The organism is Hymenobacter sublimis (assembly GCF_023101345.1).
GTDB classification, from domain to species: domain Bacteria; phylum Bacteroidota; class Bacteroidia; order Cytophagales; family Hymenobacteraceae; genus Hymenobacter; species Hymenobacter sublimis.
Genome location: NZ_CP095848.1, coordinates 868,181 through 881,535, shown reverse-complemented (window position 1 = coordinate 881,535; position 13,355 = coordinate 868,181). Strand labels below are relative to the sequence as shown.

Below are 13,355 nucleotides of genomic sequence, written 5' to 3'. Positions count from 1 at the left end.
TATTAGTCAGCGTGTTTTACTACAACTTCTCCAGTACCCGGCGTAGCAAGGCCGTGAGGCGGGGCTCGGCTACGGCAGCCGTGCGCAGGATGTCAGCAATGTCAACCTTCTTGAGCTTGCCCGGCGCGCACAGGTCCGTAATGACGGACACGGCTAGCACGGGTAGGCCCATGTGCACAGCGGCTAGTACCTCGGGCACCGTACTCATGCCCACGGCGTCGGCCCCAATGGTGCGCAGGTAGCGGTATTCAGCGGGGGTTTCGAGCATGGGGCCGGGCAAAGAGGCGTACACCCCGCGGCGCAAGTACTTCTCTAGGCCTAGCTCCTGGGCGGCTTCCTCCGCCAGCTGCAACAAGCCCAAGTCGTAGGGCTCCATCATATCGGGGAAGCGGGGGCCTAGCTCGTCGAGGTTTTTACCGATAAGCGGGTTGGTTGGCTGCAGGTTGATGTGGTCCGAGAGCAGCATCAGGTCGGAGTAGTCGTAGTCGGGGTTGAGGCCGCCGCTGGCGTTGCTCACGAACAGGCGCCGGATGCCGAGCAGCTTCATCACGCGCACCGGAAATACTACCTGCTCCATGGTGTAGCCCTCGTAGTAGTGAAACCGCCCGCGCATCACCAGCACCCGCTTACCGGCCAGCGTGCCGGCCAACAGCTCACCGGCGTGGCTTTCCACCGTCGAAACCGGAAAGTGTGGAATATCGGCGTAGCTGAAGCGGTGCTGCACATCCACGTCTTTCACCAAAGCGCCCAGCCCCGTTCCGAGGATGATACCCGCTTCGGGCTGAAAATCTTGCAGGGTCTGGCGGAGGTAGGCGGTGGCTTCGTGAAGTTGGTGCATGAGGTGATTGGTTGTCAGGTTTTAGTCGGTGGTTGGCAGTGTTAGCTGGCAGTTGCTGGTTGTTAGCGGAGAGGCGTTAGACGTGGTTTGCAGTTGCTAAAAAGCTTCAACTATCTGCAAGGTTTATAAAAAGTCTGTCATCCTGAGCAACGCGAAGGACCTTACCACGCGGCACGGTCCTCGTTGTTACGATTCGTGCCTACGTGATAAGGTCCTTCGCGCTGCTCAGAATGACAGTTCTTGTGGTAGATCAGCTTTAAGTGGCCGACACCTGTCAACTGACAATTAACAGTTGCCGACCAGAACTAACACCGAGCAGCTGTCAGCTAAAAACCAGCAACTAAAATTTACTGCACGTTCACCTCGAACGGCATGCGCATCTGGGCGCCCTTCATTTCCGAGAGCTTCTTGTACTGCTGGTACATGGGATACATCGGGCCCATTTCCTCGCGCACCATGCGCAGTTTGGCTTCCTCCGAGAACGAGCTGAACAGGTTTTCGGCGAAGGATTTCTGGCGGGGCAGCTTCTGAATGCGGTAGTCGCCCTCCTTGAGGTTGGCGCGACGGGCGGCAATGCGCAGGGCATCGTCGAAGGAACCGAGTACATCCACTAGGCCGCGGGCCTTGGCTTCCGTGCCCGACCATACCCGACCCGAGGCCAGGCGGCGCAGGCGTTCTACCGGCATGCGGCGGCCCTGGGCGGCTTTGGTGGTGAAGTCGGCGTAGATGCGGTTGATTTCGGCCTGGAACTGGCTTTGCTCGAACGGCGTCAAGGCGCGCGTGATGGTGGGGAAGTCGGAGAACTTACCCGTGGTTACGCGGTCCGTCGTCACGCCAATTTTGTCGCGCAGGAAGGGCTCAATGTTGGGCAGCACGCCAAACACGCCGATGCTGCCGGTAATGGTGGTCGGGTGGGCCACAATCGTGTCGCAGCCCATGGCAATGAAGTAGCCGCCCGAAGCCGCTACGTCCGACATGCTGGCAATAACGGGCTTCACCTTCTTGGTCAGCATCACCTCGCGGTAAATGATGTCGGAAGCCAGTGAAGAGCCGCCGGGCGAGTTCACGCGCAGCACCACGGCCTTCACGTTTTTGTCGAGGCGGGCCTTGCGGATGGCTTCGGCAAAACGGGTGCTCCCGATGCTTTCGTTGCCGCCCTTGCCCGTTACAATGTCGCCCTCAGCATACACCACTGCAATGCGGTTACCGCTGGTGCTACCCTCTTTGTCGTCCTCGGCCTTTTCGTAGTCCGATAGTTCGATGAGGCTGAGCTTCTCGTCTTTCTCTACCCCAATTTTACCTTTAATGTAGTCGGTAGCCTGGTCGTAGTAGCCCAGGTCCGTTACTAGGTTCAGGCGCTTGGCGTCGTCGGCGTTGTGCACCAGCATGGAGTCGCTGATAACCTTGAGGCGGGCCGGCGCAATTTTGCGGGCGGCGGCTACCTCGGCCAGCATGGAGTTGTTCAGGGAATTCAGGAACGAAGACGTCTGCAAGCGGGCCGAATCCGACATGCTGGTACGGAAGTAGGGCTCCACGGCGCTTTTGAACGAACCCACCCGGAAAATCTGAGCCTGCACGCCCAGCTTGTCGAACAGGTTTTTGTAGTACATCGTCTCGGAGCTCAGGCCGTTGAACTCCAAGGTGCCCTGCGGGTTCAGGTAGATTTTATCGGCTACGGAAGCGAGGTAGTAGCTTTTCTCCGACTGGGCATCGGTGTACGACACCACAAACTTGCCCGACTTCTTGAAGTCGAGCAGGGCGTTGCGGATTTCCTCCATGGAGGCCATGCCGCCCTGCACCAGCTCCAGATTCAGGAAGATGCCCTTGATATCCTCGTCGCCCTTCGCCCGCCGGATGGCGGCTTTCAGCTCGTCGAGGCCGATGGAGCTGCTCTGCCCCCCAGTAAAGCCCGACAGCGGATTGTTGAACTCCCGCTCGCCAATGGGCTTATCGAGCTTGAGCTCCAGCACGGAGTTGCTGGCCACAGTTACCTCTTTGTCGGAAGAAGCGGCGGCGGCAATCAGGGCTACCAGCAGCACCACCCCTACCAGGGCAAAGAGCACGAGGCCGGTGAGGGTAGCCAGCACGTACTTGAAGAATTGTCTCATCGTCAGAAAAATGAATGGTCAGTTCGGTCTGGAAACAAAAGTATCGGCTTTTCCTCCCCGCTCCCGGGTATTCAACCAACCGGCTGTTTTGGGGCGGGAACGGGTGGTAGTGAAGGGGTGATGAAGTGAATGGTGATGAGGTAGGGAGGTGACAGGTAAAAGGAATGGTGCTAGGGTAATTAGAAGAACGTCATGCAGAGCGCAGCGAAGCATCTCGCCCGATTCGTTGAGTTAGCACTACAACGTCAGCACGCGAGATGCTTCGCTGCGCTCGGCATGACGTTCTTCTAATTACCCTAGCACTATTCCCTTCATCATCTCACACCCTAATACCCGTACTTCTCGCCCCAGAGTTGGCGGAGGCGCTCCTGGGCTTTGGCTTCGGCGGGGTTTTGGCCGGGGTGGTAGAACACGCGGCCACTAAGCTGCTCGGGCAGGAATTCTTGGTAGGCAAAGTTGCCCTCGTAGTCGTGGGAATACATATACGTATTGCCGTAGCCCAGCTCTTCCATGAGCTTGGTGGGGGCGTTGCGCAGGGCTATGGGCACGGGCTGCACGCCCTGCTGGCGCACTAGGGCCCGGGCCTCCCGAATGGCCTTGTAGCTGGCGTTGCTCTTGGGCGAGGTGGCGAGGTACACTACCGTCTGGCCCAGGATAATGTCCGATTCGGGCATACCAATCACCGTCACGGCCTGAAAGCAACTTTGGGCCAGCATGAGGGCATTGGGGTTGGCCAGGCCCACGTCCTCACTGGCCAGGATAAGCAGGCGGCGGGCAATAAACTTCACGTCCTCGCCGCCTTCCAGCATCACGGCCAGGTAGTAAAGTGCCGCGTTGGGGTCGGAGCCGCGGATGCTCTTGATAAAGGCCGAAATGACATCGTAGTGCATTTCGCCGCCTTTGTCGTAGCGCGCGAGGTGCTGCTGGGCCAGCTGCTGGACGGCCTCGTCGGTGATGGTGATGGCGCCGGTTTTGGGGTTGGGGCGGCTGGCTTCTACTACAATTTCCAGTAGGTTGAGCAGCTTGCGGGCGTCGCCGCCGGAAATGGTCAGCAGGGCGTTGTACTCCTGCACGCGCACCTTTTTCTGCTTCAGGATTTCATCTTCGGCCAGAGCCTTGTCTACTAGGCTAGTCAGCACGTCTTTACCCAGGGCCTCCAGCACGTACACCTGGGCCCGGCTCAGCACGGCCGGAATTACCTCGAATGAGGGATTTTCGGTAGTGGCCCCAATCAGCGTCACTACGCCTTGCTCCACGGCGCCTAGCAGCGCATCTTGTTGGCTTTTGCTAAAGCGGTGAATCTCATCAATAAAGAGCACGGTGCCTCGCTGCTTGCGGGCCCGCTCAATTACCTCGCGTACGTCTTTCACGCCAGCATTAATGGCCGACAGCGCCGCAAAGGGCAGCCCCAGCTCCTGGGCCAGCAGGTGGGCTAGGGTGGTTTTGCCTACTCCGGGTGGGCCCCACAAAATCAGGGAAGGTAGGCGGCCGGCGTTGAGGTAGCGGCGCAGCACGCCCTCGGAGCCGATGAGGTGCTGCTGGCCGGCGTAGTCGGTTAAGGTGCGCGGGCGCATGCGCTCGGCTAGTGGCGCGCCGGGCCGGGGCACGTAAGCGGCCGAAGCGTCAGGAGCAGGGTCAGAATCGAAAAGAGAGCCAGTGGCCATAGGAAAAGTTCAGAAGCGGCAACGTACAGCTACAGTACGGGCGCGGAGGAGCCCACATACCGCAGTATCTCTACGGTGTGGGTGTTATCGAGGCCACTAGCGTCGCGCTCCTGCTGAAATTGCCGGAACGAAGGCACGGCCAAGACTTGCTGCTGGGTAGCTTCGTCGCGGTACATGGAAAGGTGCACGAAGGTTACGCCATCGTCCTTGGTGTACACGGAGTAGCGAAAGGCCGCGGCATCCAGCTGGGCGAAATCAGCCAGAAAAGCCGCAATGTTTCGCTGGTTCTGCTCAGCGTAGCCAGGCACGACCCGGTAACTTACCTGCACTGTAATCATGCTCTACTTGAAAAGCGGTGAATAGTACCGCAAGATATCGGGAAACCGGCCGCTTTCGGTTTGGGCTTCGTAGTTTGCGGCTGCCCATGAAAAACTCGTTAAAAGTACACGCGGCCCTGTTTGTGGTAGCTCTGATTTACGCGGCCAACTACAGTATTTCCAAGGACGTGATGCCGCGCTACATGGGCCCGTTTGCCCTGGTGCTGCTGCGGATTGTGGGCGCTACGGTTTTCTTCGGCGTGCTGAGCCGGTTGGTTGCCCCGCACGACCGAATTCAGGGCCGCGCCGACCAGCTGCGGGCCGTTGCCTGCGGGGTGCTGGGCATTGGGCTCAACCAGCTGCTCTTCTTCTCGGGCCTGAACCTGACGTCGCCCATCAATGCGTCCCTGATTCAAACCATTGCGCCCGTTGTAACGGTGCTGGCCTCGGCGGTGCTGCTCGGTGAAAAGCTTACGCTGCCCCGGCTGCTAGGCATCGGGTTGGCGGCTGCAGGTGCGGCCAGCATTATTCTGAGTCGGGGACCGGTAGCGGCGGGCGGGCAAGACGGGCTGCTGGGCAACGTGTATATCTTGCTCAATGCCACGGCTTTCGGGATTTACCTGGTACTGGTAATGCCCTTGATGCGCAAGTACCACCCGTTTACGGTGCTGGCGCGCATTTTTCTGGTAGGAGCCGTGCTGGCCGTGCCCGCCGGCTGGCAGCAAATTCAGCAGCCTGACTACGCCAGCTTTCCCACTAGCGTTTGGGCGGCCATTGCCTACATGGTCATTTGCCTGACTATTCTGGCGTATCTGCTCAACAACTGGGCCCTGAAGTACGCCTCGCCATCCTTGCTGGGGGCCTACATCTACCTGCAGCCGGCCCTGGCCGTGCTGATTGCCGTAGCCGTGGGCAAAGACGCGCTTACCTTGTCGAAAGCCCTGCAGGCCCTGCTGATTTTCGGGGGCGTATTCCTGGTAAGTCGTAAGCCCCGGCAGCCGGAACCGGTTGTCACCGCGGCGCCCCTGGAGCCCGTGCAGGACTAAAGCAGTGGCGCCGGCTACGTTGTCATTCCGAGCGAAGCAAGGAATCTGGTTCAGCCGCTTGTGAGTAACCCAGATTCCATGCTCCGCTCGGAAGGGCAGTGCGGCTGATCCAGGATTGAAAAGGGGTAGCGGTTAACACCGGTTGCTGCTTGTTTTCGTAGGTGGTTTTTCGGCTGCCGGGTGCAGCCTGCAGCTTGGCTGGGCTGCTATACTCTCTTTTGCGCGCTGTTTATGACTCAGCTCCCCTCTCCTACCCCTGCTCCAGAAGTCCAGCCTACCCTTCTCACCCCGTTTACCTACTCCCTATTTCGGGCCATCTGGATTGCCTCGGTGGTTTCCAATGTTGGCACCTGGATGCAGAACGTGGCGGGCGTGTGGCTGGTCACGACGCTTACTTCCTCGGCCCTGCTGGTAGCCCTGATGCAAACGGCCACCAGCCTGCCGGCCTTTCTGCTGAGCATGCCCGCTGGCGCCATTGCCGACCTGATTGACCGGCGCCGGCTGCTGCTCTTCACCCAGGGATTTATGGCGGTAGTGGCCCTGCTGCTGGCCGCACTTACCCTGCTGGGCGAGGTTTCGGCCTTGAGCGTACTGGGGTTTACGTTTCTGCTGGGCATTGGCGCGGCCATCAACGCGCCCGTGTGGCAAACCGCAACCATTGAGTTGGTGCCGCGGCGGGTGCTGGGGTTTGCTATTACCCTGAACGGAGTTAGTAACAACATTGCCCGGGCGATTGGGCCGGCCATTGGCGGGGCCATCATTACGTATTACTCGCCGGGCTGGGTGTTTCTGGTCAATGCGGTGTCGTTCGTGGGTACGTTTGCCGTCGTGTATGCCTGGAAGCGGGAGGCGGAGGTAGCCAGCGGTCCGGCCGAAAACCTCACGGGCGCCCTCCGCGCGGGCATGCGCTACGTGCAGTATTCGCCGGCTATTTACGCCGTGCTGTTTCGCACGTTTGCCTTTGCCTTCGGGGCCAGCGCCATGTGGGGCTTGCTCTCGGTAGTAACGGCCCGCCGCCTGCACCTAAGCTCCGATACCTACGGCGTGCTACTTTCCTGGCTGGGGGCTGGGGCCATTACCGGGGCCTTTCTGATGGGCCGGGCTGGCAACCGCCTGACTTTCAACCAGCGCGTTCTGCTCGGCAGCGCGGTATTCGTGGGCACCAACGTGGCCCTGGCCCTGGTGCCGTCGGTGTACTGGCTGTACCCGGTTATGTTTATTTCGGGTATAGCTTGGCTAATGGCCATGACCAGCTTCAGCACCACCGTGCAGCTGCATGTGCCTAAGTGGGTGCAGGCCCGGGTAGTGAGCATGTACATGCTGGTGTTTCAGGCTGGGTTGGCCCTGGGCAGCATGGTGTGGGGCGAGCTGGCCGACCGCACCACCCTGGAAACGGCCCTGCTGGCCACGGCCGCCTGGATGCTGCTAAGTTTACTACTGGCTATTCCGTTTCCGATGCGCTCGGCCGAAGGTCTCAACCTGGAACCCGCCGGGCACTGGCCCGCCCCCACCGTAGCCACCGACATCGACCCCGATGATGGGCCGGTGGTGGTGATGATAGAATACGAAGTAGCCCTGGCCGATCAGCCCGCATTTCGGGTGGCCGCCGCCCAGCTCACCCGGCTGCGCCTGCGCGACGGGTCGTTGCGGGCCGGGGTGTTCACGGATCTGGCCCAGCCTACCCGCATTACCGAGTTTTTCTACGTGGCTACCTGGGGTGAGCACCAGCGCCAGCACCACCGCTTCACTAAGGAAGATCAGGCAGTGGAGGCCCACGTTCGGCAGTTTCATGCGGGCCCAGAGCCGCCCCGCGTTACGCACTTTCTGGCTTTTCCGCGCTCCGGTAATGTGGAAATGGCTACTTCCTACGAAACGATGGAAAGTCTGCAGTAACCACCTCGTTGGCGGGGTGGGGTTTTGCCGGCGCCGGCAATCTGCTACCTTACCATCCTACCTTTCCTTGCTCCCATGAAGCTTCTCCTTCTGCTATCCTTGCTTACGGCCGGCGCGGCGTCACCTGCCCTGGCCCAAACTCCCACCACGCGCATGGCAACCGCTCCTACCCAGGTTCAAACCGCCAACGGTTTGCTCGAAGGCCTGATTACAGCCAATGGTATCCGCGCCTTTAAAGGAGTTCCGTTTGCGGCCCCACCCGTAGGCGAGCGCCGCTGGAAAGCCCCGCAACCCGTGGCTAACTGGACGAATGTGCGCCCGGCCAAGGATTTCGGGCCGCGGGCCATGCAGCTCCCCTTGTTTGGCGACATGAACTTTCGCTCCAACGGCGTCAGCGAGGATTGCCTCTACCTTAACGTCTGGACGCCGGCTAAATCGGGGCGGGAAAAGCTGCCGGTGTTGGTGTATTTCTACGGAGGCGGTTTTGTGGCCGGCGACGGCTCGGAGCCGCGCTACGACGGGGAGAGTATGGCCCGACGCGGCATCGTGGCCGTTACGGTCAACTACCGGCTCGGCGTGTTCGGGTTTCTGGCCCATCCGGAGCTAACTCAGGAGTCGCCAGACCACGCCTCGGGCAACTACGGTTTTCTGGATCAGAGCGCTGCCCTGCGCTGGGTGCAGCAGAACATTGCCGCCTTCGGGGGCGACCCGCAGCAGGTGACAATTGCCGGCGAATCGGCGGGCTCCATGTCGGTTAGCGCCCAAATGATTTCGCCCTTGTCCAAGAGCCTGTTTGCCCGTGCCATTGGTGAAAGCGGCTCGATGCTGAACACGGGTTTTGGCCCAGTCCCACTATCCCAGGGTGAACAGGCGGGGGTAGCGTTTGCCAGTAATTTGGGCGCTTCCTCCCTGGCGGCCCTGCGGGCCCTACCCGCCCAACAACTGCTGGAAGCCACAGGCAAGCCCGGCACGCCCCGCTTCGCCCCTACCCTAGACGGATATTTCTTCCCCAAGCTGCCCGTTGCCACGTTTGCCGCCGGCGAGCAGGCCCGCGTGCCGCTGCTGGTGGGCTGGAACTCCCAAGAAATGTCGTACCAGTTTCTGATGGGGGCCGAAAAACCCACGGTAAACAACTATACTCAGACAGTTCAAAAACTGTACGGCGACCGGGCCCCGGAAATCCTGAAGCTCTACCCCGCCGCCAACGATGCCCAGGCGGAGCAGTCGGCCACGGCTTTGGCCGGCGACCGGTTTATTGCCTACAGCACTTGGAAATGGGCCGATATGCACGCCCAAACCAGCGGCCAGCCCGTGTACCGCTACCTCTACGCCCGGCCCCGCCCCGCCATGACACCCGAAATGGGCAACGCTACGGCGGGCCTAGCGGGCGGCGTGGTGAAGCAGGCGCCCTCGGCCCCTAAAGCGCCGCCTGCTGCTGGCGCCGTGCACTCAGCCGAAATTGAGTACGCCTTGGGCAACCTAGCCACCAACAAAGTCTACGCCTGGACTCCCGAGGACTACAACGTGTCGCAGACCATGCAGAGCTACTTTGCCAACTTTATCAAAACCGGTAACCCCAATGGCAAGGGCCTTCCCACGTGGCCGGCGCTAAGCAAAGGCCCTGGCGGGCAAGTGCTGCGCCTGGATGTGCAAACCAAAGCCGAGCCAGACCAGACCCGTCCCCGCTACCTCCTGCTCGATCAGCAAGCCGGAAAGTAAGAGGCGCTGGCGGAGAAGCCTCGCTGCTCGCATTTTGCTTGCATTAATCAACCACCTCTTTCTATAACCACAAGAAGGGCTGCGGCTGCTCATGTGCAAGATAGTACTCAGAATAAGTCACGTCATGCAGAGCCAGAGGCGAAGCATCTCGCGTGCGGAGGTTGCCATAGTAACCACACGTCAGCACGCGAGATGCTTCGCCTCCGCCTCTGCATGACGGTTGTAGTTGACATTTCCCACAACCCCAGAACATTGCTACCGCCGCAGTCTAGGAGTTACCGGGAACATTCCGGGTTCTCTATATACTTCCTGGTCTGGCTGGCAACCCAGACCTTTGCCGGACGGAACGCCTCCGGGCGGCTCCTACCCCGCCATCAAGCCTACCCCCTACCCGTGGACACCTCGGAAGCCCGCAAGATTATTCACCTCGACATGGATGCCTTTTATGCCTCCGTGGAGCAGCGTGATAATCCGGTGTTGCGGGGTAAGCCCGTGGCCGTGGGTGGCTCCCGGCAGCGCGGGGTAGTGGCAGCGGCTTCTTACGAGGCCCGGCAGTTTGGGGTGCGCTCGGCCATGCCTTCCAGCACGGCCTTGCGCAAATGCCCGGAGCTGGTGTTCGTGAAGCCGCGCTTTGAGGTCTACAAAGAAGTCTCGCGCCAGATTCGGGCCATCTTCGCCGAATATACGCCCCTGATCGAGCCGCTTTCCTTGGATGAAGCCTACCTCGATGTTACGGAGAACCTTAAGGGTATTGCGCTGGCCACGCAGGTAGCCCGCGAAATTCGGGCGGCCATCCTACAGAAAACCGAGCTAACGGCATCAGCGGGCATTTCCTACAATAAATTTCTGGCTAAGCTAGCCTCCGACTACCGCAAGCCTAACGGGCAATTTGTCATTCGGCCCAGCCAGGGGCTAGAGTTTGTGGCGGGCCTAGCGGTGGGGCAGTTTCACGGCATTGGGCCAGCTACGGCGGCGCGCCTCAACCACTTGGGCATCTTCTCGGGCCTTGATTTGCGGCAGCAATCCGAAACTTTCCTGCGCCAACATTTCGGCAAGGCGGGCTCCCATTACTACCGTATTGCCCGCGCCCAGGACTTCCGCCCCGTTGTGCCCGACCGGCTGCGCAAGTCTATTGGCTCAGAAACCACTTTTGAGCAGGATTTGCGTACGCCGGAGGAGTTAACCACTGGTCTGCAACCTTGCTTGGCGTCGGTGTGGCAGCACTGCCAGCGCACCGGCTTGCGGGGCCGCACCGTGACGCTCAAGGTCAAGTACGCCGATTTTCAGCAGATTACCCGTAGCCGTACCTTGTTTGGAGTTGTGCCTGGCCCCGATGCCCTGGCTCACGTGAGCCAGGAGCTTCTGATGGGCATTCAACCCCTTTCCAAAGGCATTCGGCTGCTAGGCGTCACGCTTTCAAACCTGGAAGCTTCGGAGGAAGCTGCCGGTAAGCAATTGGCCCTGCTGCTTTAAACGCAAACCGCCCCGGCTGTGCTAGCCGGGGCGGTTTACAAGCAGAAAGTACGTGACCTTACTGGGGGTCAGCTTTTACTTTTGACTTCTTTTTCTTGTCTTTCATTTTTACGTCCGCAGGCTTGGTCGTCATGGGCGTGTACGTGCCCGAAGTGCTCGACTGCGTTTCTACCGTAGTGGTGGTGGTAGCGGGCGTTGTCGTGGTAGTCGACTGGTTGATGGTGCTGCCGGAGGTAGTACCCTGCATCGGCTGGGTCTGGGTAGTGGTGCTCTGGGTCGGCTGCGTGGTGGTGGTAGTGGTAGTGCTGGAGTTGGTTTGTGCGCTAGCAGCAGAAACACCAGTTACCAATACGGCAGCGAGGGCAAGGAGCTTTTTCATAGCAGGTGGTAGTTAAGGTGGAGAGAAGATCAACCATATGGCTGGTCTGAGTAGCCTTTAACGCAGCTCAACGGCTAAGGTTTTTCAGCGCTACTTTCCATTGACTTACAAGGCCTTACCCTCTTTCCACATTACGCACGCCTAGCTCTTCAGCAACTCGTGCAGCACGGTTTGCATCGAAAACACCCGGTTCCCGGCCTCCTGAATCACCAGCGAGTTCGGCGAATCCAGAATGGCGTCCGACACCTCCACGTTGCGGCGCACGGGTAGGCAGTGCAGGAACTTGGCGCCGTGGGTACCGGCCATGTGTTCGGGGGTGAGCATCCAAGACGGGTCGTTGCTGAGTACCTGGCCGTAGTGCTGGTAGCTGCTCCAGTTCTTGGCCTGCACGAAGTCGGCGCCTTCCAGAGCCTTCTGTTGGTCGTACTCAATGCGGGCCCCTTTCGTGAACTTGGGGTCCAGCTCGTAGCCTTCGGGATGCGTGATAACGAAGTCTACCCAGTCTACTTCTGAAAACCAGTCGCAGAACGAATTAGGCACGCACTGGGGCAGGGCGCGCACGTGGGGGGCCCAAGTCAGCACCACTTTCACGCGCTCCTTTTGCTTGGTCTCAGCCACCGTAATCAAGTCGGCAAACGACTGCAACGGGTGCAGCGTGGCACTTTCCAGGCTGATAACCGGCACAGTGGCGTACTTCAGAATCTTATTGAACACTTCCTCGCTGTAATCGGCCTCCCGGTCCTTGAGCGTAGGAAAGGTGCGCACGCCCAGCACGTCGCAGTACTGGCTCATTACGGCAATGGCTTCCTTGATGTGCTCCTGGGTACCACCGTTCATCACCGCGCCATCGGCCATTTCCAGCGTCCAGGAATCAGCACCAGCATTGAGTACCCAGGCCTGCGCGCCTAGGTTGTAAGCTGCCTTAACCGAGCTAAGCCGGGTCCGCAAGCTAGGGTTGAAGAAGATCAGCCCCACGGTTTTATTGCGCCCAATGTGCTGGTAGCCAAACGGATTCGCCTTGATTTCTAGAGCTTGCCGCAACAGGGCTTTATAGTCGCCCGCATCGGCGAAGGAGGTGAAGTTTTTCATGGGGTGTGTAGCGCGAACTTTATAGTTCGCGTCGTGGAACGTGTATTGCGATGCAACGCGAACTACAAAGTTCGCGCTACAACCACTTCATGGGACTGGCAAGAAACAAGGGGCCGAACCTGTCGGCTCCGCCCCTTGCCAACCCATTAGCCGAGCCAGTGTCGGGCCGCGGCTGCTAGCGCCACTTTGACCGTCTCCAGCATCAGCCACCACCAGAAACTTTTCGGAGCCTCCGGCGGTATAGGTTTACGAAGGACAGATTTCTTCCGTACCTTCGACGCACGCTTTCTACTCATCTGACCGAGAAGTTAGGTGCATCTCCACCTACTTCTTCGAAGCCCTTGGTATTCCCGTACCAAGGGCTTCACCTTTTCAGGAGGCAGCCGTGTGGTGAGGTGGAATGACCGTGCGGTACGGCGAAGGTAAGTTGTTAATCTATGCCTGAGAAAGGCATCAAATTTTTAGTAGGGGAGAAATCTACTTTCCATACATCAAGCTCGAAGAGTTGATCATATTGATCTATCACCAGACTAATCATAACTGGAATCCCATCCTCATCTTGTAATTGTACCTGTGCAATGTCACCTCCATAGCGCCGGTTAGTAGTTGAGCTTGCGAAAAGAAGACTTTCCATTTCTCCGTCGTTCATATCCTCTACTCGAAGCTCATCGAGTAAGGGTAAGTACGTAGCTGCATATTCAGTACCTGCTAGTAGCTGACTTACAATAATTTTCTCTTTTGAAAACAGAGGACGAGGCAAGGGGTAGTGATTGAATCGCTGTTTGTATATCTAAAAAGAATGTCATGCTGAACTGCCACCGCAAGCTCA

The 13,355-nt window shown here is 59.2% G+C and carries 11 protein-coding genes; 4 read left to right on the top strand and 7 right to left on the bottom strand.

The window, feature by feature from the left end; translation table 11 throughout:
• Positions 1 to 19: 19 nt before the first annotated feature.
• The 4 genes from MWH26_RS03835 to MWH26_RS03820 all read right to left on the bottom strand — a co-directional run bounded on the left by MWH26_RS03835 (position 20) and on the right by MWH26_RS03820 (position 4,948).
• On the bottom strand, positions 20 to 838 hold the full coding sequence (locus MWH26_RS03835) for a purine-nucleoside phosphorylase (RefSeq protein ID WP_247976114.1): 819 nt from the start codon (positions 836 to 838) through the stop codon (positions 20 to 22).
• 347 nt (positions 839 to 1,185) lie between these two features.
• Positions 1,186 to 2,946: a signal peptide peptidase SppA gene (gene sppA / locus MWH26_RS03830; RefSeq protein WP_247976113.1), complete on the bottom strand. Its 1,761-nt coding sequence runs from the start codon at positions 2,944 to 2,946 to the stop codon at positions 1,186 to 1,188.
• 326 nt (positions 2,947 to 3,272) lie between these two features.
• Complete coding sequence (locus tag MWH26_RS03825) at positions 3,273 to 4,520, bottom strand: replication-associated recombination protein A (protein ID WP_247977055.1); 1,248 nt, start codon at positions 4,518 to 4,520, stop codon at positions 3,273 to 3,275.
• A gap of 119 nt (positions 4,521 to 4,639) precedes the next feature.
• The gene (locus tag MWH26_RS03820) at positions 4,640 to 4,948 is read right to left on the bottom strand and encodes a hypothetical protein (RefSeq protein WP_247976112.1); all 309 of its coding nucleotides are present in this window, start codon (positions 4,946 to 4,948) and stop codon (positions 4,640 to 4,642) included.
• Between the two features lie 86 nt (positions 4,949 to 5,034).
• Here MWH26_RS03820 and MWH26_RS03815 point away from each other — a divergent pair, with 86 nt between their 5' ends.
• From MWH26_RS03815 to dinB, 4 genes are all read left to right on the top strand, one after another.
• The gene (locus tag MWH26_RS03815; protein WP_244695313.1) at positions 5,035 to 5,973 is read left to right on the top strand and encodes a DMT family transporter; all 939 of its coding nucleotides are present in this window, start codon (positions 5,035 to 5,037) and stop codon (positions 5,971 to 5,973) included.
• Between the two features lie 231 nt (positions 5,974 to 6,204).
• Positions 6,205 to 7,866: an MFS transporter gene (locus MWH26_RS03810; protein WP_247976111.1), complete on the top strand. Its 1,662-nt coding sequence runs from the start codon at positions 6,205 to 6,207 to the stop codon at positions 7,864 to 7,866.
• 75 nt (positions 7,867 to 7,941) lie between these two features.
• The gene (locus MWH26_RS03805; RefSeq protein WP_247976110.1) at positions 7,942 to 9,585 is read left to right on the top strand and encodes a carboxylesterase/lipase family protein; all 1,644 of its coding nucleotides are present in this window, start codon (positions 7,942 to 7,944) and stop codon (positions 9,583 to 9,585) included.
• A gap of 393 nt (positions 9,586 to 9,978) precedes the next feature.
• Positions 9,979 to 11,058: a DNA polymerase IV gene (gene dinB, locus MWH26_RS03800; protein WP_247976109.1), complete on the top strand. Its 1,080-nt coding sequence runs from the start codon at positions 9,979 to 9,981 to the stop codon at positions 11,056 to 11,058.
• 58 nt (positions 11,059 to 11,116) lie between these two features.
• On the opposite strand, the gene MWH26_RS03795 is transcribed toward dinB, so the two are convergent.
• The 3 genes from MWH26_RS03795 to MWH26_RS03785 all read right to left on the bottom strand — a co-directional run bounded on the left by MWH26_RS03795 (position 11,117) and on the right by MWH26_RS03785 (position 13,286).
• A complete protein-coding gene (locus MWH26_RS03795) occupies positions 11,117 to 11,437 on the bottom strand; it encodes a hypothetical protein (RefSeq protein ID WP_247976108.1) in 321 nt (106 codons plus the stop codon).
• A gap of 141 nt (positions 11,438 to 11,578) precedes the next feature.
• Positions 11,579 to 12,526, bottom strand: coding sequence for an N-acetylornithine carbamoyltransferase (locus tag MWH26_RS03790; protein ID WP_247976107.1), 948 nt, complete (start codon positions 12,524 to 12,526; stop codon positions 11,579 to 11,581).
• Positions 12,527 to 12,956: 430 nt separating this feature from the next.
• Complete coding sequence (locus MWH26_RS03785) at positions 12,957 to 13,286, bottom strand: DUF6984 family protein (RefSeq protein WP_247976106.1); 330 nt, start codon at positions 13,284 to 13,286, stop codon at positions 12,957 to 12,959.
• Positions 13,287 to 13,355: the final 69 nt, after the last annotated feature.

Excerpts from the sequence above, each read along its gene's own strand:
- MWH26_RS03835 (WP_247976114.1), bottom strand. The coding sequence starts at position 838 with ATGCACCAACTTCACGAAGCCACCGCCTACCTCCGCCAGACCCTGCAA.
- sppA (WP_247976113.1), bottom strand. The coding sequence starts at position 2,946 with ATGAGACAATTCTTCAAGTACGTGCTGGCTACCCTCACCGGCCTCGTG.
- MWH26_RS03825 (WP_247977055.1), bottom strand. The coding sequence starts at position 4,520 with ATGCGCCCGCGCACCTTAACCGACTACGCCGGCCAGCAGCACCTCATC.
- MWH26_RS03820 (WP_247976112.1), bottom strand. The coding sequence starts at position 4,948 with ATGATTACAGTGCAGGTAAGTTACCGGGTCGTGCCTGGCTACGCTGAG.
- MWH26_RS03815 (WP_244695313.1), top strand. The coding sequence starts at position 5,035 with ATGAAAAACTCGTTAAAAGTACACGCGGCCCTGTTTGTGGTAGCTCTG.
- MWH26_RS03810 (WP_247976111.1), top strand. The coding sequence starts at position 6,205 with ATGACTCAGCTCCCCTCTCCTACCCCTGCTCCAGAAGTCCAGCCTACC.
- MWH26_RS03805 (WP_247976110.1), top strand. The coding sequence starts at position 7,942 with ATGAAGCTTCTCCTTCTGCTATCCTTGCTTACGGCCGGCGCGGCGTCA.
- MWH26_RS03795 (WP_247976108.1), bottom strand. The coding sequence starts at position 11,437 with ATGAAAAAGCTCCTTGCCCTCGCTGCCGTATTGGTAACTGGTGTTTCT.
- MWH26_RS03790 (WP_247976107.1), bottom strand. The coding sequence starts at position 12,526 with ATGAAAAACTTCACCTCCTTCGCCGATGCGGGCGACTATAAAGCCCTG.